Source organism: Rhodococcus erythropolis R138, from assembly GCF_000696675.2.
GTDB lineage: Bacteria > Actinomycetota > Actinomycetes > Mycobacteriales > Mycobacteriaceae > Rhodococcus_F > Rhodococcus_F erythropolis.
In genome coordinates this window covers 1,807,052-1,827,344 of the sequence record NZ_CP007255.1, presented here as the reverse complement: position 1 = coordinate 1,827,344, position 20,293 = coordinate 1,807,052, and the positions used below count along the sequence as shown (strand labels likewise).

Sequence of the window (20,293 nt, the reverse complement as noted above, 5' to 3'; positions counted from 1 at the left end):
CACAGCCGAGTAGTTACCGCTTGCGTCCCACGCAGAACACCCGCCGGAACGGAAACAGCGTTCCGGCGGCTGTTGCGGGATACGCCTCCCGCAGCAGATCCGAATACTGGCGCTCGAACTCCGGAGCGTCGGCCTCGCCGAGAACGTCCAGCACCGGCCGAAGTCCAGTCCCCCGAACCCATCCGAGCACCGGATCGGCACCGGCCAGCACGTGTACGTACGTCGTTTCCCAGGCGTCGACGTCGAATCCGTGCTCCTGCAGACGCTGCGCGTACGCAACCGGACTGTCGACGCCTTCCGGGCCGCGTAGGACGCCGCCCAGTCGCTCGCTCCATTCCGCGGACTCCGCGAGGCTTCGCATGAGCGCATGTGACGGTGCATCGAAGTTTCCCGGAACCTGCCACGCCAGCCACGACCCGGATGCCAGGGTGTCCGCCCACTGGTCGATCAGCTCACGGTGGCTCGGAACCCACTGCAATGCAGCGTTACTGACGACCACGTCGTAACCCGTGGCATCGAAGGACATGATGTCCCCCAACTCGACGGTGACGTTTCCCGGTAGGTCTGTCGGGGCCTGCGCCACCATTTCGGGAGACGAGTCGAAACCGGATACCGAGGCGTCCGGCCATCGTTCCCCCAGCATCGCGGTCAAGCTACCTGATCCGCAGCCGAGGTCGGCTACCCGCGTCGGGTCTTCGGTCGCCACCCGTGACACCAGGTCCACGAACGGGCGTGACCGCTCACCCGAATAGCGGCCGTAGACTTCGGGATTCCACGTGACAGTGCGCATGAACCCATCCTGCACCCTGTTCCTGAGAATTGCCGCCCTCTAGATCACCGACGCGGCACCACGGTGGACAGTACGTTCGGCAACCTCGACCAGTCCGCGGTGATGTAACTTGCGTGATCACCGGCCAACCGGTCGAGACGCTCGCTCGCCTCGACCTCGGTGGCATGAGCACCGTCGATCTGTGGAGCGACCTTGTGCGCGTCGGTCATGACGAGCAGGTATCCACGATCGAGGTACCACTGCGGATCCCCAACGCCCGAGGTGTAATCGAGGGCGTCGCCGTCGAAGATCACGAACCACGGGCGGATGCCCGGGTCGGCGTAACGGTCGATTCGTGGGTCGCCCGGTGACGCCCGGTGAACAGCGGGAAAGGCGGCGCCGAGTTGGACGAGCCCGCCAGCGGACAGATCTCGCAAGTGCGTCGCGTACTGCCGGTCGGTCCACTCCGTGTCGAGCGGGTTTCCCTCCTCGATCGTTCCCGGAATCAGCTCGAACAGAAATTTGCCGGTCATCTCGGACATGCCCGGCCATCCACGGTCGGTGACGGCGGCATCCGGGGTCGAGTAGGACTCACCCATCAGATCGGATGGAGTGAAGACCGCATCCCCGAGAGTCCCGAGGATCAAGGCGTCGAGATCGGCAGGTCCGCGTCCGTAGCCGGTGGTGAAACCGTCCTTGAGTTCCAACTTGATCATCACCGGAGGATGCTCGGGGTCGGCTTCGTGCCACGCCCGCATATCTGCCAGGCATCCGCGCAGTCCCTGATCTCGCTGACCACTTCGCAACCCGGATGCGTCCTGCGCACCGACGCAGTTGCTGTCACTCGCCACCGGATTCATGTGCGAGACACGCCAGTCCGGACCACCGCCGTTGGTCCACAGATCCAATTCGAGCAGCGAGGCCCCGGAGTCCAAAGCGTCGGCGAAGTACGGAAACGTCGCCTTCTCGTAGGAGTTGTGGACGCCGACGGACGTGGTCTCGGAGAACGAGCGAGCTCGGTCCGCAGTCGCCTCGGCACCGGCAGTGGGAGCCGAGACGACCGCCGCGAATGCACTCACACCGGCTACCAGAATTCCACGCATGTTCGACACTCTCGCAGAAATCACGCGGCTGCAGGACGGAATCGGAAGAGACAACTGGACAATCGTCCTAGACAGCATCGATGGTGAGGCGCGGTCTCAGGCGGTGAGTGAAGGAAATTATCAGGCAAATAGCATCATGGCTGGAACTGATCCGAGTCGGAGCACTCGGCCCACACCCGCAGAAGGAATCGCATGCAGCTGACTCAATTCGTTCACCGATCCCTGCGAGCATCACCCGATGCGGTGATGACGATCTTCGACGGTCGGCTGCGCACGTGCCGGGAATCGGTGGACCGGATGAGCAGACTCGCCGGAGGGTTTCAGACTTTGGGCCTGCGCACCGGTGACAGAGTCGCAATCTTGGCATCGAACTCCGACTACTACCACGAGGCGCTCCTGGCCTGCTGGTGGTTCGGAGCAGTGGCCAGTCCGGTCAATTCTCGCTGGAGCACGGCGGAAATCACGTACGCCCTGGAAGATTCAGGATCGACGGTATTACTCGTGGACGAGAACTTTGCTTCCGTCGGATCTACCCTTCGCGAGGCGTGTCCAGGCCTGACCACTGTCGTCTACTGCGGCAGCGGCCCGGTTCGCGACGGAATGCTCGACTATGAACGGGTGATCGCGGAGGCGACTCCGGTCGACGATCTGCGCGTCGGCGGCGACACGCTGGCACTACTCCTCTACACCGGCGGGACCACCGGAGTGCCGAAGGGCGTGATGATCAGTCATCAAGCGCTGATGACCTCGGCGCTTGGTACTCTCGCGGCAGGCAGCGTGGCTGTCAGCAACGGAACGAACCTCGCGATCAACCCTCTGTTTCACATCGCCGGGATAGTCGGATGGTTGGCTCAGTCGCTGATGGGTGGCACCCAGGTGTTCATGCCGAACTTCAGCCCACGCACGTTCCTCGAGGCCGTTGATCGCCATCGCCCGACAACTGTGGGTCTGGTGCCGACGATGCTTCAGATGTTGGTCGACTACGAAGACTCGACCACCTATGACTTGTCCAGCGTCAGGATCCTGAGATACGGCGCCTCGCCCATTTCGCCGACGCTTCTCGAACGAGTCATGCAAATGTTCCCCAACAGCTCGTTTGTGCAGGGCTACGGGATGACTGAAACCGCGCACATCAGCATGCTGAGCCCGGCTGATCACCTCGAAGGTGGTGATCTCCTCCGCAGCGCCGGTCGAGTACTGCCGCACTGCGAGGTGAAAATCGTCGACCCGACCGGCGCGGAACTCCCACCCGGCGAGGTGGGCGAAATCGTCACGTTCGGCAGCCACGCCATGCTCGGATACTGGAACAAACCGAAAGAGACCGCAGAAGTGCTCCGCGACGGGTGGATGCATACCGGCGACGCCGGATACCTCGACGCCCGCGGTTACCTGTTCATCGTCGATCGCATCAAGGACATGATCGTCACCGGTGGCGAGAACGTCTACTCCACCGAGGTCGAAAACGCTCTGGCACAACATGAATCCGTCGCGTCCTGTGCCGTGATCGGCCTGCCCGATACCCAGTGGGGCGAGCGTGTCCATGCCGTAGTCGTCCTTCGGCATGGTTTCGACGCCGACGCCGACGAACTGCGCGCTCACGTGAAAACGCTGATCGCCGGTTACAAATCTCCGCGTACCTTCCAATTCGTCGATGCATTGCCACTGTCGGCAGCGGGCAAGATACTGAAGCGCGATCTTCGTTGCAACGCAACGTAATCCTCTACGACAGTCAGGATTACAGCTGCAATGTCGGTTCTGGATCAGTGATCAAGCGGTGCAGTGACGGCGATGCAGCTACGGCCTCTCCCAGTTGCGTGGCGCTCGCGATTTCGTCGCCGAACTCCGATCGCCAGGCATGCAGTCGTCGGGTGAGTTGTTGCAAGCGGTATTCGCGGGTCATGCCGATCGCACCGTGTGCCTGGTGGGCGGCGCGCACGCTCGCGAGCGCATTCTGCGAAACCACCAATTTGGTTGCACACACTTCGAAGTCGGCGTCGCGCCGGGTGAGCGCGTGCGCCGTGCGATCCACGGCCAGTGTGGACATCGATGCCATCTGTGCGAGGGTGACGATATGCTGCTGGACGGCTTGGAATTGCGCGATGGGCCTGCCGAACTGCACCCGCTCCGACACGTAGCGCCGGGTCAACGTCGACACCGACTCCATCGCTCCCGACATCTGCACCGAGCGCAAGAACGCGCCGAGCCTGCTGAGAATCCGCGGGTCGACCAAGTTGTCGCCATCGACAATCCGCGCTTCTGCGAACGTCAGGCTCTGACGCGGTTGCCCGGCAAGATCCGTCCCTCCACCGATCTCGGCGTCGGAGATGTTCAGGAGTACAACGCGATCACCGAGAACTGCTGCCAGCACTGATGCGGCGCTACCCCACGGCACATCGTGAAAGGTGCCCGACAGGAAACCGTCGTTGGTGCGACGCACATCGTCGCGCTGCGATCCCGGCGCGACGGTTGCGATTCCGGAGGGCACCGGTAGCCCGGCCGCTGCTGCCAGCCTGCCCGCGAGGTAAGTCTCGGCGAGAGGCAACGGCGCAGCGTGCCTCGCAGCAGCGCGCTGCACAGTCACGGCGTCGAGGAGCGAGCCACCGGAACCACCAACAGATTCGGGAAGACCGACCAGCGGCAACCCCAGTTCCACTGCTGCGTTCCAAAGTTCGCTGGGAAGACCGTCGATCTCGGCCTGCGCCACCACTTCGGTGCCGGACTTCTCGGCGAAGAATTGCTCGACCATCGCTTCGAGGTCGGCGTCGAATGTGTACGCGTTGATCTCTGACCCCGAATTCATCGGTTCAACCCTTTCACGATCACGGTGCGGAGAATTTCGTTGGTGCCACCGCGAATCGACCACGACGGTGCCACCAGCACAGCCCGGGCGAGCAGTGACTCGTACGGGTCGTCGGATGCAAGGTCCGGAGCCCGGCCGAGGTGCCGTGCCACGGTGGCAACACAGTCCTGTTCGAAGCGTGTTGCCATTTCCTTGATCAGCGCGGCCTCCGTGACCGGCGAGCGACCCGCGTCGACCATTCGTGCAATGGACAGCGACATCCCACGAAAAGCCCAGCAGCGCGCGGCAATCGAGCCCAGATCGGCCAGGGCCGCGGGGCCGCCCTGCGCCGCCTGGTTGGCTGCCCAGTTCTCGAGGACCGGCATCAGCGACATCCAACGGTCGACGCCACCTCGCTCGAGTGCGAGTTCACCGGTGTTTTGTCCCCAGCCCGCTCCGACGTCGCCGAGGCGACGCGAGTCCGGCACGAAAACGTCCTGGAAAGACACCTCGCAGAAGTCCTCGCTTCCGTCGATGAACGGAATGGGTGAGACGGTCAGGCCATCGCTGTCGCGATCGACGATCATCTGAGTGAGTCCGTTGTGCTTGTCTGCCGAGGTTCGCAGCAGGGCGAGTACGTGTGTGGCGTGGAAGGCGCCGGTGGTCCAGATCTTGGTGCCGTTGACTTTCCAGCCACCATAGACACGTTCGGCGCGAGTGCGTACCGATGCCAGGTCCGAACCCGAGTCGGGTTCACTCATCCCGATCGAGAACGAGAACTCACCGCTCGCGATACCGGGAAGGAAGTACCGCTTCTGTTCTTCCGTGCCGTTGGCGGCGATGCTCGGACCCGACTGTCTGTCTCCGATCCAGTGATAGCCGACCGGCGCTCCCCGCGCGAGAAGTTCTTCGACGACGACCAATCGATCCACTGCTGACCGTCCACCCCCGCCGTATTCCTTCGGCAGCGACATGCCGAGCCACCCACGGCTACCGAGATCTCGCGAGAACGCCGGATCCACAGCCCCGGACATCCCGAGTCCGAGGGGGTAGCTGCCGGGGGTTAGCCGCTTGTCGAGGTACTCCCGCACTTCAGCCTGAAGCGCGAGTTCCTCGATCGTCAGTTCTGTTGCGTCGAAACGCATGGACGTACTGCGTACCACCATCGTGACTTTCTCCTTCGCGGCAGCGGACAGGCTTCAGGGTACCGAGCCAAGGAACGAATGCATGAACCGAACCGCCTATAGCAGCGACGACCCGATGCACCGTTCACGAACACGGAATCCCGCTCAGGAGCTGACGAACGACTCGACCATCCGTCGCTCGGCGGCCCTGTCTGCAAGAGGCCACGCCAACAGCATCAACACGATCCGAACCACCCACTGCGACTGTTGACCTTCGGGATCCAATCCAGCAAGTTCGAGTGCAGTACGCGGTAGCAACGGAGAAGACACGAGATACTCGTCGATACCGTTGGCCCGCGCCGCCGCAAGGCCATGGCTCGTGGCGGCGTCGGCTCTGATCGCGTCGACGGCGACGAGGATCGACTCCACGATCCGCTCGTCGCCGCGCAGTGATTCGACGGCAGCCGCAACCTGGCTCGCCACGGACGCCGCACCTCGCGACAACAGCCCCTCACGGATCGCGGACTTGCCACCCACGTAGCGGTAGAGCGTCGCCCGCGAACAGCCTGCGCGCGAAGCGACGTCGTCGGCACTGAACCGATCGAATCCCTGTTCTCGAATCAGCTCTGCTGCAGCCGCGAAGATGCGCTCGGTTGCGAGTTCACGGCGGTTACCGCCGGCCAACCAGTCGGCGGCGCGGCGCTCGTTCACACCGGTCACTCTCCGTCACCTCGTCTCATCTCGAGACAGATTCAATCAGAAATCTCAACGCTACGGAAGGCCGCGAGCCTCTGACCTGGGAGAAGTACGAGGGGGTTGAAGTGCGTGAGATTTTCTCAAAATGCCAGTTCAGAGGCATTTCCCACCTGTTGACTTCTCCTCGACGGCCGTGAAATCTTCCATTCGTGACACCACCGACGCTGGACATCAACCCCTTCCTCCCGTCGAATATCGACGACCCTTACCCGCTCTACGACGTACTCCGGCGCGAGCACCCCGTGTATCGAATACCCGATACCGACTTCTATCTGGTGTCGACGTGGGAACTTGTCACCGAAGCCGTTTCCCGTACCGAGGACTTCTCCTCCAACCTCACCGGCGTACTGGTTCGAACACCGGACGGATCGGCCGTGACGTTCGACATGAACGGCGGCGGGCAAGCCGTTCATGTCCTCGCGACCGCCGACGAACCCGACCATCAGCACCATCGCAAACTTGTCCTGCCGACACTGGTCGCCAAACGCATACGAGCACTCGAGCCGACAATGCTCGAGTACACGCAGCAGTTGTGGGACAACGGCTTCGACGGTCGCCACATCGACTGGGTCACGTCGATAGCGGACACCCTCCCACTGCAGATGGTTGCCGCACTGATCGGCTTGCCGACAGCCGACGTCCCCCAATTGCTGGCGTGGTCTTACGACAGCACCGAACTTCTCAGCGGCATCGTGACGGCGGAACGGTTTACTGACGTCGTCACCTCGGCGGCCGAACTCACCGGGTACCTCTACAGCAAGTTTCGTGAGGCGCGGACAAACCCGATCGACGATCTACTCGGAGACCTCGTCCGTTGCTGTGACGCAGGCGAACTCAGCGAAGACGTGGCCGTTCTGATGCTGGTGCAACTCGTCGGTGCGGGTGGCGAATCGACCGCCGGACTGATCGCCAGCTCTGCTCGGCTATTCGCCGAGCGCCCCGAGATACAGACGCAGCTGCGCGAGGACCCTCTACTCGTGAGCGCATTCCTGGAGGAGACGCTCAGACTCGAGTCGCCTTTTCGCGGACACCACCGACATGTCAATGCGGACACAACACTCGGCGGTGTGGCGCTCCCCGCCGGCAGTCATCTCATACTGCTGTGGGGCTCGGCGAACCGCGACCCGGAGTCGTTCGCCGAGCCACACGCGATGAACCTCGACCGGGCCAATCTCCGAGCGCATTTCGCCTTCGGCAAGGGAGCACATTTCTGTGTCGGGGCCGCGCTGGCCAGACTGGAAGCAAAGACCGCCATCGGTGTACTTCTCGAAAACAGTTCGCATGTCACAGTCGATTCCGAATTCCCGCCACGTTGGGTCCCCAGCATGTTCGTACGCCGCCATCAGAGTTTGCGTCTCGCTGTCACCGGATAGTTTCACTCAGTTGTCGAAATTGTGGGCAATCCAATCGATTGTCTGCATTCCGAACAGGTCTGTCCCCCAACCGTATGGATCCGCGACTGCGCGATCCATACTGCAGTCGGTGGGCTGATAGCTCACGTCCGTCCCTCGGCTTCTGTACGTGTCCGCCAGTTCTCGCGCATCAGCTGCCGGTACAAGTGACATCGGGGAGTCGTCCTTTGCGCACGAAGTTATCAATACCTTCGACGCCGGAGCGCCGTGGCCCAATACGTTGTCGTCGTACGCACGCTGGAAGCTGGGTTCTGTGATCGGATCGATTCCCGGCGCGAAAAGGCTTGCCAACGGTACGAACGGAAGCGTGAAGTACGCCGGCATCTGGCACTCACCCCGGTACACGTCGGCAATCACTCGGCCCACGGGATTGAGCTTGTCGTTCAACTTCATCTCGGGATACCACGGTTCGAGACCGAGGAGCGTCGCAAATCCGAAGCCCGCGCCGACCGAGGAATCTGTTGTCTCCATGAATGTTCGGGGCTTGATCACCATGCCCTCGAGGACTGTCGAGACGATATCGAGTTCCGGCGCGTAGGACTGCGCAGATTCGGCGGCGAATGCCGAACCGACTCCACCACCAGCGATTCCGAACAACGCAATCTCCGCATCCGGATTCAGCTCGGAATCCTGCATCTGAAATGCTGCGCGCACTGCATCCAACTGGGCGTGCCCGGCGAACTTACCCGCGAAGACCCCGTGGGGATCACGGTCTCCGTTGTTCCCGACGTCGGAAATCACTACGGCATAACCTTTTCCGAACATCAGCGCCAGCGGACCCAAGGCCGACCAGGAGGCGCCGTCCAGCGGATCGCCGCCGGTCCAGTGTGAACTCGGATGACAGTAGCCGCCGACGCTGTCGTTGGCCTCCTGATAGCTGATGATCTTCTTCTCCGACGCCGGCGTTCCGTCGATCGGGATCATCATGATTCCAGTGCTCACTACCGGCGTCGAACCGTCGATTCCGGTTGTGACATACATGATCTTGTAGGCGTCGAGCTGTCCCGGTTTGTATCCGGTGAACAGTACATCCACCTTCTTCGACTTCAGGAGATCACCGGGACGCTCGGCGCCGGTCAACACCGACTCGTCGTAAAACGGATCATCGGCGGTGAGAGCAGTGAAGATCTCCTCTTCGGATGCGAACTCCCCTGAACTGAGAGCACCGACGGTGAACCCGTTGAATACCTCTCCCAGAGTTGGGGTGTCGGTCCGAAACTCCTCGGATACAGGAGTTTGCACGTCTTTCGGGACATCATTGTCCGGCACCTCAGCCCCCGCAGTTGCAGGCAGAACCAGCGCAACGGTCAGCGCTACCAACGGCGCAAACCTTCGGTACGTGGCCGCCGACATCACTGAACCGTCACTTTCAAACTGGAGAGGGCCGATTCGAGAGTTTGTGGGAGGGTCATCATCGGGCGGTGGCTCTCCAATTGAATTTCGTAGGGAACACTCAATGTGGCTGCGAGCCGTGGCCAATCTTCTTCGACCATCGCTCGGTACTTCGGCAATAGCTGTGAGGTGATGTAGTCCCACCGGTCCTCGTACACCGACCAGTTCCAATCCGGCAGTGGCATCGTCACGTTCACGATGCGTCCGTCAGCAAGTGTCGTCGTGAACTCGAGGGGCCGGAACGAGCGAGGCGGGACCACGCCGGCGACCGAGGGCGAGCCGGCAACGGTCGATGCGTAGGTGATCGCTTCTCCCACATCACCTTTGTAGGCGCGCACGGTATCCCACTGGTCGCGGATGATCACCCCTTGCTCGCGTTGGAGCAGCGCAACGTTCCCCAGTGCGATCCGATTCGAATCACCGGACGCGACATCACGCCAGGCGTCCATGACATCCTGGCCGAACAATCCGGCACTCTGCATTTCCTCCAGTGCGGGAAGCCCTTCGTCCACGTATGCCTGATGCATCGGCATCAGATCCGAGAAGATGTTCTTCTGCATCACCAGGATCATCCCCAGCACATAATCCAAGTCGTCCGCCGTGACGTTCCTGCCCACCGCCGCGAGTGCGCGCAGCCCTGCCTGCAATTGGTTCAGCGCTTGCACGCCAACCTGATCCGTGACCTGAGAAGCTATCGAATTGGCAACCTGCTGGAGATTCGGAAACGAGTACACGTCCGCCATCAGTTCGAAGTCGATCAGTCCCCCGCCGAAGTCCGCGCCTACCTGTCCGCCCATGCCCGCCCACTGCAGTTCCGGGTGACCGAGTTGCAGATCCTCGTAGTAGCGGTACGACTTCACCAGGTTCGTGCGATTAGCCGACACTCCGGCGCGCGGATTCCACGATGAGAGATCGATTCCGGCGGCTTCCGTGGCAGCGACCAATTGATACTGAAACAGCAAGGCCGCATAGGATTCCGGACTGCGACCACTGGCGCGGGCTTCTTCCATAAGGGCTTGCAAGGTGCCGAGATCAGTCGGCAACGCGGGATGGACACCGCCCGGACCGTGTTCGGCATTCCGATTCACCAAAGGCAAGTTCACATACTCGTCCAGTTCGGACGCCGAGGCTGATGTCTGGACCGACAGCAACGCGGACATCGCCAGCGCACATGCCGCCGTGGCTGCCAATACGTCGCGCGCCCAACGACGTCGCCGAACTACGGCCCCCAGGTTTAACCGCATATCGGTCCTCGTACTCAGGTCGGCAATCGCCCCGATCGATTGCCGAATTCATACTTACTTTGCAGTAAGATAGCTGAATCTGTAAGAAATACCAAATGCCGAATCAACATCTACACAGCGACTGAAGCCATTGCAGATGAGAATCCTTTACCCCGCATGGCCGGCATCGAAACCCACTCGACAAGCGATCAACCAGCTATCCGCGCTCCCAATCTGCGGCTCACATCCGCTCCGATCACAGTTCATTTTCAGCTGCCTCCCAGTAGATTCGTCAGACTTCCGAAAATTGTTGCACAACATACAGTTAGCTCTCACAACTCGTCACGCTCGGACGTTTGTCCGACTAGAATTCGGAGTTATGAAAACTATCAGTTACTCATCTCGAAAGCCTGGTGCGCTATGGAGCACAGTCATTGGGATACTCACGGCCCTCGTACTTGCACTGGTGGGCGGAACGCTGATGCCGTCGCTCGCTCACGCAGCGGACGGTGAGAGTGGAATCATCGAGTACTCCGCGGACTACTCGACCTGGGGAGATGCTTCCAAAATCGTCTGGAGCACAGACATACTCATCCCGGGTGGGACCAACACAACCACATTTTACGTCCGAAACGCATCGGACCGCGCAGGTGAGGCACACTTCTACGTCGGAGATTACGAAATCAGCGACGGCATGGAAGCATTCCTTCGTGTCGACGTAAACGGCGTCGCCGGCAATCCGCTCACCGTCACCGGCAATGCCGCCACACCAAGGACCCAGTTGAACTCGGTCCACCTCGCACCGGGCCAAAGTGCCAAGGTTGCCTTCGTCATCGGAATGCCCTTCGAAGCAGGGAATTCGTCGCAGAACGGCAGTATTACGCCGAACTGGAGTGTAGACCTCACGCTTGATTCCACCGATACACCCGTCACGCCCGGCGGAACCGGATCACTCGATTTCGGTTCCCTGAATTTGGGGTCGGCGAGCTTCGGTTCACTCGACACCGGATCAGTAAAGACCGGATCTGCCAGCTCCGGATCGCTTGATGTCGGATCGCTCGGCAAGTCGGTCACATTCATCGGATAACCGCCCCCTACAACAATTCACAAAGTGAGGCCGGGTAGCAAATCTGCTACCCGGCCTCACTTCTGAACAGCTATTACTCTGGCGTCGACCGCGCCTTATCATGCAGGTATCTGCACCAGATTCACGTCGAATCGCGCCAAGTTCAACGACTGATCCATTGACAACGCTGTCGCGGAATCCTTGTCGAAGGTGAAACGTATTGCCACATCGACGATCTTGCCGTCCTTCGACGTACTGACCACAGTTCCGTCCGCACCGACCGGCACTGGTACACCATCGAGCTTGACTTCCGTGACCGGCTTCAGCTGGGCAACCAGAGCATCTCCGCCGGAGACACCCAGATCACTGGTCGACAGCTTTGCCTTCATTTCAGTTCCCTTGATCTCCAACGCGAAACTGGCGTGATAGGTCAGAACGTCGCCCGGCACGACAACCATTGTCGAAAGGTCGATCGGACCGTTCTGATCCGTCCATGTTGGTGCAGTGACGGTTTTCAGCGCCAACGAACCGGATTCGACCGGAGTAGTCACGACAGGGGTAGTCGTAGCCGGAACGGAAGTGGTCGTGGTGGGCTTGCCGCCGCCTGAGGAACCCAGCGAGCCGGTATCAGCACAGCCCGTCAGGAATGCCGCTCCGCCGAGTACGACCAGCGATACCCCGATCATTCTGGTACGTCTCGCGTTCCATCGACTTGCGGGAACGATACGATCATTCATCCGAACTCTCCCGTCCCCGAATTCCCTCTGTTCTTTATTCATCACTTCTGCCCGTCGATCCAGGCAGCGATCTCTGCGGGAGCTTCGCCGGAGGGGTTCTTCTCCGAGACACCCGTTGCGGCATTGACTCGATAAACGTTGGCGCCGTCCACGATCCACAGGTCGTCTGCGTCAGACTGCCACATCACGGTCGCCGTGGCGCTCACCGGTGTGCTCGACACCGCCGTACCCGAACTGTCGGTGACCACCACTGCGACGCTGGCACCGTCCTGCAGCAACGCTGCGCTGTAGCCGGTCAGCGATGTCTGCGCCGCACCCAATGCCACCGGCGCTTCCTTCGTGGTCGTGCTGGTTGTCGTGGTTGCATCCGTTGTCGTCGTTGCATCCGTTGTCGTTGTCGGAGTTGTCGACTGAGTCGTAGTGCTGGTCGAGGTCTCCGTTGTTGTGGTGGGACCGGTCGTGGTTGTCACGTCAGCCGTAGTGGGAGCCGTCGTCGACGTGCCTGTCGTTGTCGGTGTACTGGACGTGGTGGTCTCGGCAGCCGTCGCGGTTGTCGGAGCAACTCCGCGAGCAAGCTGCTCAGTTTCAGCGACAGCCGCGCCGGCGATCGAGCCTGCCTCACCTTGGCAATAGATGCTTGTCTGAGACGCAGGTTGGCGTAGGTTCCACCCTCGCCAGTCCGTTGACGATTCGCCCGTGATTCGGTTGATCGTGTAGATGCGAAGCGTGTACGTGTATGAGTTGAAAACGCTGTAACCAGCATCTGTGTAGTAGATAGTGGATGAGACCTGGGTTCCTACTGCGGCACCGACACCGGGATCGTATCCCCATGTTTTCATCAACGAGTTTCCGTTGTAGTACCGCGCCTCGTAGCGATATTGGGGGCCTATGTGACTCCACTTAACAGTGGACGATTGAGAGCCACCTATGCCGTTTGTCGTGCAACTGACGCTGCTCGTTGCAGGATTGATCTTCCCGCTCACGGTAATGGCACCACTCGTTGCGACGGCAGTGTCTGTGAAAGCCGCTGCGGTGCCGCTCACCTGCGTAACACCGATCAGTGCAAAGGCCGAGACACCGAGAACCGCAAGCTTTCGGAGCGAGAACGCCGAGCGATGTCCGCCTGTCCCGCTGCTCGAAGAAACCATCGGAAACTCCATCGTTGCCGCAGCTTCCGTGTCCACACTGCCAACTCCTCCACTCGGACCGTCATCCGAATCCTTGCGGCGAGAGTTGGGCCGGAAGGCAATGATCACCAATCCGCCGACCAACGCTCCGCCGAGGAAGATCGCGAGTGGGCTGGAGAGCCAAGCAATTGCGTAGCCCAGGCCCCCGACGCTGAAGAAAATGCGGTCGGCTTCGGTGATGAAGTAGGGCTCCACGTCTGGCTTGGCATTTGCGTCGCCCTTGAGAGTCACCGTGACGGAGTTACCAGCCTGCTGGTCAAGTTCGTACACGCGGTGTGTGATGCGCGTGCTCTGTCCGTTGACGACGCTTACGACGTCGCCCACTGAGAGGTCGGTGGCGGGCACGGTTCGAGCCAATGCCAAGGAGCCAGTGGTGATTTCGGGAGACATCGAACCCGAACGAAAGACGAGCGGCTTGATGCCGAACAGCATCGATGCCGCGGCGGCGAGAACACAGATGAGTCCAGCCACCGCCCCTATTGTCAGCGCGAGTTCGCGACCGGCACGTGCCGATCTCGAACTGCCGGGAGTAGTGTGATCAGACATGGTCACCTCAGGCCGTCGTCGCCGCGAACTGGAATGAAACATTGATCGACTTGTTCTGTTGTGCCGAAAGCACTCCCGTATCGAGCGCAACCTTGAAGCACAGAGTCTCAGAACCTGTATTCGCAGCCAACTGACGTCCTGTTGTGATGATCGGAGTCGCGGCAGTCGTCGACAAGCCGACCGGGCCGGCAATCAGGGTTGTGCAACTCTGATCGAGAACAGTCACCTTCATAAACGGGGCAAGCGCGGCCTCGCCTGTTGCGGTTGCTGCCATGGTGTATTTGAACTGTGCCGCGCCAGTGTTCTGTACAGGCAGAGTTGCCGTGACACTGTCGCCGGGCATCATGCCCGTCTTGGTCAACGCGGTGAAGCCGTAAGCAGTCGGATCTCCCGGGTCACCGTTGAGCTTCATCTCGATCGAACCGGTGCTGAATACGCCGGAAGTCGCTGTAGCGTTGTCAGTCCACGCAGCAAGAGTGCCAACGGCACCGAGGCCCAGGACAATTCCCACCGACATGATCGCGCGTGCGCGACCGCTGGTTGCGCCCCGGACCAGACGTGTACCGAGCGAGGCGGGCGCCTGCTGCTCCTCGTGCTTAGACATGGCTGTGCCTTTCTTGCTGCTCAACTCGAGGCGCCGGCGCACTCGGTTCGGAAGGTTGGGGGTCTGCAGACGCAGAACGTCGCCGGGTACGGTCACGGACCGACCCGACGAACATGAACACGGCATAGATCGACAGTGCGCCGACGACAACCGTCAGCATCACCGAGCGCATCTGCCCCGTGATGGCGTTGTATACGTACCCGATGTACGGCACGCTGTACCACACCTTGCCGCGAATCTGCTCCGGTACAACGGGATTCTGATCCGCTATCGGATTTGCATCGCCTTGTGTGACGAAGGTGAGATCACCAGCGGAGTTGAGTCGCACCATCGTGATTCGGTGCGTAACCACATCGGGCTTCCCCGACTCGATTTGGTAGGTGATCGCATCACCAGCCTGCAATTGGGCAGCGTCCTGCGGTTTCACCACGATAAGGGTGCCGGGTGGATAGGTGGGCTGCATCGAGCCGGTCAACACAGTGAAGGGCGTCGACCCCGTCAAACGTGGAACAACGACCGTCGACAACAGAATCGCCAGAACACCCAGCAGCAGAGCCCACGAGACAATATTGCGGATCCACCACCAGGCGCCGGTTCTCTGATCAGAACCCTTCACTGCGTGCGTCATACCGACTCCGCTTCGAATGAGAAGTGCACGCTCGTGGAGACACCAGAAGCAACGTCAGGACCGACAGTGCCACGCAGGCACAAGATATCGGTACCGCCGGCAGCGACAGTGCGCCATCCCGGAGCTGTCGGTACCTGAGCACCGACCATGGGCCCGTCGTAGATCGCGGTGCCGGCAGCTGTGCCTTGGGCGGGGCAACCGGCCTCTGAAGTCACTGGCGTCACCGCGAGTGAGAGCGGAACATCAGCGGAAGACTGCGCGACGTTCTGGATCCGGTAATTGAGAGGAACATTTCCGGAGTTGTGAACTGTCAACGGAGCCTGTGCATATGCGTTGGGGAACATACCGGTGGCGCCCAGAGCAGTGAAGTCGTAACTGCTCTGGCCGCTACCGGCACTGCCCACCGTCAGGTCGAGGATCCCGGACTGGATCGTGCCACCGGACAGTGTTTCAGCGGCCGTCCACCGCGCGCTGGTCTGCTGCACCGATACAAAGATCAGTCCGATGACCAGCGCGGCGGCAGTTGCCCACCAACGGTAGTGCTTACGCAAGCCTTAGGCCTGATCGAGAGTGACGTTGAAGTTCGTCAGATCGACCTGGCTGTCCTGCGAACTGTTGGTTGCTGGAGCCTTCGTGAAGTCGAAGACAACATTCACGCTGACGACGTTGTCGTTGTTCGCGGAAGTGATGACAACGCCTGTTCCGTTCGTCGGCAACGGAGTCGCTCCGACCGTCGCCGTCGTGACCGGAGCCATCTCGGCCTTCAGCGTGCCGGTTCCCGTGATCGTCGAAGCATCCGCCTTGAGCGTCGCGCTCAGATTGTTGCCCACAGCACCGATCTTGACGGAGCCGGAGTAGGTGAGGACGTCGCCAGGCGAAACCTTGAATGTGCTGATGGTGACGGGGGCCGCGGTACCACCGTTGACAGCTGCGTTCGAAACCGTCCACGACGGGGTTCCTTCGGTCGTCAGCGTCAGCTTGCCCGAAGAAATAGTGCCGCCGTTCAGAGGCGCGTTTGCGTTCCACGCCGCCATGGTTCCCGCGCCACCGGCGAGGAGAAGTGCTGCTGCACCGGCCGCGACTGCGCCCTTGGTTGCCTTGTTCATGGAGAACACTCTTTTCGTCTGGTCCCCGTGGCGGGGAGCTTGCAGGGTGAGAAAGCTGGTCGGATCCAGTCATGTGCGCCCTGGTACGGGCAGAGGGTTTCGTTCATCCGTGGTCAGTGAGGGGTCGTAGCGGTAAGTGCAGAGCGAGAGCGTGTTGCGGAAAGATTGCGAGCCGTTCTCGCGAACGGGCCATTCCTCTCTCGTGCTGTCGACGTCCGCTTGCGTCGTTTAGATTTTTACCACACGTATCAGTAATTTTTGGCGAAAAGCTGGTCGAATGTCCAGAAGATTGTTGAAACCTGAACTTGACTACAGAATCGCCTCTCACCTGGACTATTGGAAAAACCTAGCGCTTTGTTGCAACCCGTTTGCTGAAGTAACCTTCGTCCAGATGGTCCTTGGGGTCCGAAAATGAACTGAAACAGGTTCTACAAACTTTTGGTTTGTTTTGGAAATTGTTCGACTGCTGCTACTTCGAAAGCAGCGACAATCGAGCAACAACTAAGGCGGAGGCCCTACGCCTCGAAGACGGTCTCACCGCCGACAACCGTGCGCAGGACCGACAGTTCGTTCAATTCCCGAGAAGCGCTCCGCAACGGATCTCCGTCGAGCACAACAAAATCCGCCAAAAGTCCCACCGCTATCCGACCTTTGTCCGATGACTCACCGGTGAGACGGGCGGCAGCGCTTGTGTAACCGGCCAACGCATCGGACGCGGAAACCCGTTGCTCCGCACCCAGAACATGACCTTCTCGCGTCACACGGTGTACGGCTGTGTTCATCGTGAAGAGCGGGTTCACGGGAGTGACAGGGCAGTCGCAATGCAGCGCGTAGGCAAGCCCCGCCGCCACGACCGACGCCACGGGGCTGATCCGCTCGCCACGACCCGGTCCGAGGAACCGATCACGGTGCCGGTCGCCCCAGTAGTAGACGTGGTTCACGAAGATCGACGCCACCACCCCGAGTTCGACCATCCGCGCGATCTGATCTTCCCGCAACGTCTGAACGTGCTCGAGTCGATGCGAAACTTCGACGTCCGGGTGTGCCGTCCGTGCCGCTGCAATTGCATCCAGCGCAAAATCGATGGCTTGATCACCGTTGGTATGGATCGCAACCTGTCGGCCGGCAGCGTGATGTTCCGCGACGAGCGCCCCGAGTGCGCCTGCCGGGATTGCCATTCCGCCGCAGTGGCATCCGCCCAGATCGTGGTACGGCTCGGTCAGGGCAGCGGTGTGCAACTGAATCGACCCGTCCGAAATGAGTTTGACGCCGCCCACACGAACTCGGTCTGTCGAATCGGCGAGTTCACCCAATTGATCGTGCACCCCGTGGCCGAGGTAGAGGCGCGCACGCAGACGCAGTTCACCATCAGCGTCGAGTTGCCGGTACGCCTCGTACATCTCGGCTGTGACGTACATGTCGTGAAAACTTGTCACGCCCACCGAAGCCATGACTTCCTGCGCCCGCAGCATCGCGATCTTGGACGCATCCGGGTTCATATCCGGAACAAGTCCGTGTACCAGAGACATTGCCGGAACCTCGCACAGTTCACCGGTGGGTACACCGTCGCTGTCCCGAACGATGACACCACCCTCCGGATCGACCGTGGTGGCATCGATCCCGGCCTTCTCCAGTGCGACCGAGTTGACATAGATCCCGTGAGCAGACAAGTGCCGCACCAGAATCGGATGCTCAGTGGATGCCTTGTCCAGATCAGCTACGGTCAGACCTCGATCCTCCGCCACGAGGCTGTCGTCGAAGCCCCACGCTTCTATGGGCTCGCCAACTGGTGTGATCGCCGCCCGCGCGGCCAACGCCGTGATCAACTGCTCGATGGTCGGGCACGCACTCGTCGTTGCGTCGACCCCACTGAGCATCAAACCCCACATCATCGGATGAAGGTGCGTCTCGATGAACCCCGGAACAACCACCGCTCCGGCGAGATCGACAACGGAGGTTTCGGAATCGGTCAGCGCCGAGATCTCGGCATCAGTTCCGAGGGCGACAAATCTGCCGTCCTTGACTGCCACAGCGGTGGCGTTATCGCCGACCGCACCGTCCATGGTCCTGATCTCGCCGTTGATGTAGATGTGGTCAGCCACCGGTGTCATACGCTTGTCTCCATTCGTTTTCCGACTACAGTCGTCGAGGACTTCTTCGCAGGTATCCGCGTCGCCACAACCACTCCGGCCAAAATCATTCCGGCACCTGCAAGTTGGACGAGAGTTGGGGTCTGTGCAAGCATCACCGCGCCGAACAGCAGTGCCGACGCCGATTGCAACACCAGGCTGGCGGCGACTGCACTGGCAGGCAGACGCTGACTGGCGCTGGCCACCAGGAGCCACCCGATCACCTGAGATACCAACGCGAGCAGGACAAGCCAGCCTTGAGCTACGAGCGAAGGCGTCAGATCCAAAGTTCCACTCACGAGGCCGTATGCACCTGCAGTGAGGGCAGTGGCTCCCGTCGAGACGAACATCGGCAGAGCCGTTCTACCCGCCGCCCGTGTAGCCAGACCCATCAGGAAGATGTAGACCGCGTAGGCGCCTGCGGCGATCACGGCAAACGACACTCCGACAGCAGGATTCGACCCCGTGAGCGTTGTGCTCGTCCCGGCTACCAGAGCAACTCCGACGAAGAGCAACGGAAGGCTGGCGACCAGTTCCCGGCCGATCCGTTGGCGCAGAACAACGTAGCCGAGGATTGCGACGAACAGCACTTGCAAATTCAGGATCACAGTCGAAAGACCTGCCCCGATCGAATGAATCGACTCGTGCCAGAGCACCAGATCGATTCCGAGGAACGCGCCGGCAAGCAAAGACTTAACGATCCAGGGCGCCGAGATCGAAGACCGGGATGACCGACGACGCTGAACGAGCACGAGTATGCCGAGAGGGATGAGCGCATAGAGACACCGAAAGAAGGCACCCGTCGACGGAGACACTCCTGAGAGTTCATAGAGCACCGAGGTCAACCCGAGGATGCATGCACCGGTGACGACTACGCGCAGGTCACGACGGCGTAGTTGATCGCCGGACGGCACGCGTGGCGATACTTCATCACTCATGGTGATAATGTATCACCGACGCAAAGCCTGTCATACAGGGAAGATGCGTGCATGAGAACTCCGGTTACCCGTGAACGCGTGATCGCTGCCGCAGCCGACCTGGTCGACAGCAAAGGCGCCGACGCTCTGGTACTGAGTCAACTCGCCGAGACCCTCGACGTCCGGCAGTCAGCCCTGTACAAACACGTCGACGGGGTCGACGACGTCCACCATCAACTCAGCCTCCTCGCACGCAACCTTCTCGCCGAACAACTGCGTGCCGCCGCGGTTGGTCTCTCGCGCGACGACGCCGTCATGGCGCTCGCAGACGCATGGCGTGCCTTCGTCCGGGTGCACCCCGGGCTCTACGCCATCACCGACCGCTACCCCACTGCTCCGCATCCCGATCTGGTCTCCGCCGTCGGCGAGGTGGTAGACGTCATCAACAAGGTGATCGCGGGATACGGTCTGAGCCCGGATGATTCGGAGCAGGCGGCGTGGTCTCTTCGTAGCGCGCTGCACGGTTTCTGCATCCTCGAATCGGTAGAGGGTCAACCGGCCGGCACCGACCCGGATCGGGTTTACCGAAGACTGGTCGAACTTCTCTGCGCCGGTATTGCTCGTATGTAGACGGCACTCGCATGTAGACAACGCTCGTATGTAGAAGCCGACTCCTGTTATCGTCGGATGAAACCACACAGACCAAAAAGGATCAGACATGGTTGGTGAACTCGACATCTCCGGATAAAACCGGGCATGACGGCCACCGGCAGACGCCTCGGAGCGCTGCCGTAGTGGCCATGTTGTCGTTCACT

19 protein-coding genes are annotated in these 20,293 nt (G+C 60.8%); 4 read left to right on the top strand and 15 right to left on the bottom strand.

Annotation, left to right across the window (positions count from 1 at the left end):
• Positions 1-13: 13 nt before the first annotated feature.
• Complete coding sequence (locus H351_RS08555; protein ID WP_020908998.1) at positions 14-790, bottom strand: trans-aconitate 2-methyltransferase; 777 nt, start codon at positions 788-790, stop codon at positions 14-16.
• 44 nt (positions 791-834) lie between these two features.
• Entirely contained in the window at positions 835-1,872 is a 1,038-nt protein-coding gene (locus H351_RS08550) for a phosphatidylinositol-specific phospholipase C domain-containing protein (protein WP_029256172.1), read from the bottom strand.
• Between the two features lie 192 nt (positions 1,873-2,064).
• Here H351_RS08550 and H351_RS08540 point away from each other — a divergent pair, with 192 nt between their 5' ends.
• Positions 2,065-3,588 carry an acyl-CoA synthetase gene (locus H351_RS08540; protein ID WP_029256173.1) on the top strand — a complete coding sequence of 508 codons (1,524 nt, stop codon included), beginning with the start codon at positions 2,065-2,067 and terminating at the stop codon, positions 3,586-3,588.
• 19 nt (positions 3,589-3,607) lie between these two features.
• Here H351_RS08540 and H351_RS08535 read toward each other — a convergent pair whose 3' ends face one another.
• The 3 genes from H351_RS08535 to H351_RS08525 all read right to left on the bottom strand — a co-directional run bounded on the left by H351_RS08535 (position 3,608) and on the right by H351_RS08525 (position 6,495).
• Positions 3,608-4,672 carry an acyl-CoA dehydrogenase family protein gene (locus H351_RS08535; RefSeq protein WP_029256174.1) on the bottom strand — a complete coding sequence of 355 codons (1,065 nt, stop codon included), beginning with the start codon at positions 4,670-4,672 and terminating at the stop codon, positions 3,608-3,610.
• Complete coding sequence (locus tag H351_RS08530) at positions 4,669-5,817, bottom strand: acyl-CoA dehydrogenase family protein (RefSeq protein ID WP_244891462.1); 1,149 nt, start codon at positions 5,815-5,817, stop codon at positions 4,669-4,671. Before H351_RS08530 ends, H351_RS08535 begins: the two co-directional genes overlap by 4 nt.
• A gap of 123 nt (positions 5,818-5,940) precedes the next feature.
• Complete coding sequence (locus H351_RS08525; protein ID WP_029256176.1) at positions 5,941-6,495, bottom strand: TetR/AcrR family transcriptional regulator; 555 nt, start codon at positions 6,493-6,495, stop codon at positions 5,941-5,943.
• A 185-nt stretch (positions 6,496-6,680) separates the two neighbouring features.
• On the opposite strand from H351_RS08525, the gene H351_RS08520 reads away from it, so the two are divergent.
• Positions 6,681-7,904, top strand: coding sequence for a cytochrome P450 (locus tag H351_RS08520; RefSeq protein WP_029256177.1), 1,224 nt, complete (start codon positions 6,681-6,683; stop codon positions 7,902-7,904).
• Positions 7,905-7,910: 6 nt separating this feature from the next.
• Here H351_RS08520 and H351_RS08515 read toward each other — a convergent pair whose 3' ends face one another.
• Both H351_RS08515 and H351_RS08510 read right to left on the bottom strand, forming a co-directional pair.
• The gene (locus H351_RS08515) at positions 7,911-9,296 is read right to left on the bottom strand and encodes a lipase family protein (RefSeq protein ID WP_420876492.1); all 1,386 of its coding nucleotides are present in this window, start codon (positions 9,294-9,296) and stop codon (positions 7,911-7,913) included.
• The gene (locus tag H351_RS08510; protein WP_029256179.1) at positions 9,296-10,579 is read right to left on the bottom strand and encodes a hypothetical protein; all 1,284 of its coding nucleotides are present in this window, start codon (positions 10,577-10,579) and stop codon (positions 9,296-9,298) included. Before H351_RS08510 ends, H351_RS08515 begins: the two co-directional genes overlap by 1 nt.
• Positions 10,580-10,937: 358 nt before the next feature.
• Here H351_RS08510 and H351_RS08505 point away from each other — a divergent pair, with 358 nt between their 5' ends.
• Positions 10,938-11,645, top strand: a complete 708-nt coding sequence (locus tag H351_RS08505; protein ID WP_144440103.1) for a hypothetical protein — start codon at positions 10,938-10,940, stop codon at positions 11,643-11,645.
• 98 nt (positions 11,646-11,743) lie between these two features.
• On the opposite strand, the gene H351_RS08500 is transcribed toward H351_RS08505, so the two are convergent.
• From H351_RS08500 to H351_RS08465, 8 genes are all read right to left on the bottom strand, one after another.
• Positions 11,744-12,361: an alternate-type signal peptide domain-containing protein gene (locus H351_RS08500; RefSeq protein WP_158024815.1), complete on the bottom strand. Its 618-nt coding sequence runs from the start codon at positions 12,359-12,361 to the stop codon at positions 11,744-11,746.
• Between the two features lie 41 nt (positions 12,362-12,402).
• Positions 12,403-14,019, bottom strand: coding sequence for a signal peptidase I (locus H351_RS32255; protein WP_244891461.1), 1,617 nt, complete (start codon positions 14,017-14,019; stop codon positions 12,403-12,405).
• 82 nt (positions 14,020-14,101) lie between these two features.
• Positions 14,102-14,698 (bottom strand): SipW-dependent-type signal peptide-containing protein, encoded by a 597-nt coding sequence (locus H351_RS08490; RefSeq protein WP_029256183.1) that lies wholly within the window; start codon positions 14,696-14,698, stop codon positions 14,102-14,104.
• On the bottom strand, positions 14,691-15,326 hold the full coding sequence (locus H351_RS08485) for a signal peptidase I (RefSeq protein ID WP_024488237.1): 636 nt from the start codon (positions 15,324-15,326) through the stop codon (positions 14,691-14,693). The genes H351_RS08490 and H351_RS08485 overlap by 8 nt, the downstream gene beginning before the upstream one ends.
• Positions 15,323-15,877: a hypothetical protein gene (locus tag H351_RS08480; protein ID WP_029256184.1), complete on the bottom strand. Its 555-nt coding sequence runs from the start codon at positions 15,875-15,877 to the stop codon at positions 15,323-15,325. The genes H351_RS08485 and H351_RS08480 overlap by 4 nt, the downstream gene beginning before the upstream one ends.
• Before the next feature lie 3 nt (positions 15,878-15,880).
• Complete coding sequence (locus tag H351_RS08475; protein ID WP_024488239.1) at positions 15,881-16,432, bottom strand: alternate-type signal peptide domain-containing protein; 552 nt, start codon at positions 16,430-16,432, stop codon at positions 15,881-15,883.
• Positions 16,433-16,947: 515 nt separating this feature from the next.
• Positions 16,948-18,543, bottom strand: a complete 1,596-nt coding sequence (locus tag H351_RS08470; RefSeq protein WP_029256185.1) for an amidohydrolase — start codon at positions 18,541-18,543, stop codon at positions 16,948-16,950.
• A complete protein-coding gene (locus tag H351_RS08465; protein ID WP_029256186.1) occupies positions 18,540-19,499 on the bottom strand; it encodes a DMT family transporter in 960 nt (319 codons plus the stop codon). The genes H351_RS08470 and H351_RS08465 overlap by 4 nt, the downstream gene beginning before the upstream one ends.
• 51 nt (positions 19,500-19,550) lie before the next feature.
• On the opposite strand from H351_RS08465, the gene H351_RS08460 reads away from it, so the two are divergent.
• On the top strand, positions 19,551-20,108 hold the full coding sequence (locus H351_RS08460; RefSeq protein ID WP_003940110.1) for a TetR/AcrR family transcriptional regulator: 558 nt from the start codon (positions 19,551-19,553) through the stop codon (positions 20,106-20,108).
• The last annotated feature ends 185 nt before the right edge of the window (positions 20,109-20,293 follow it).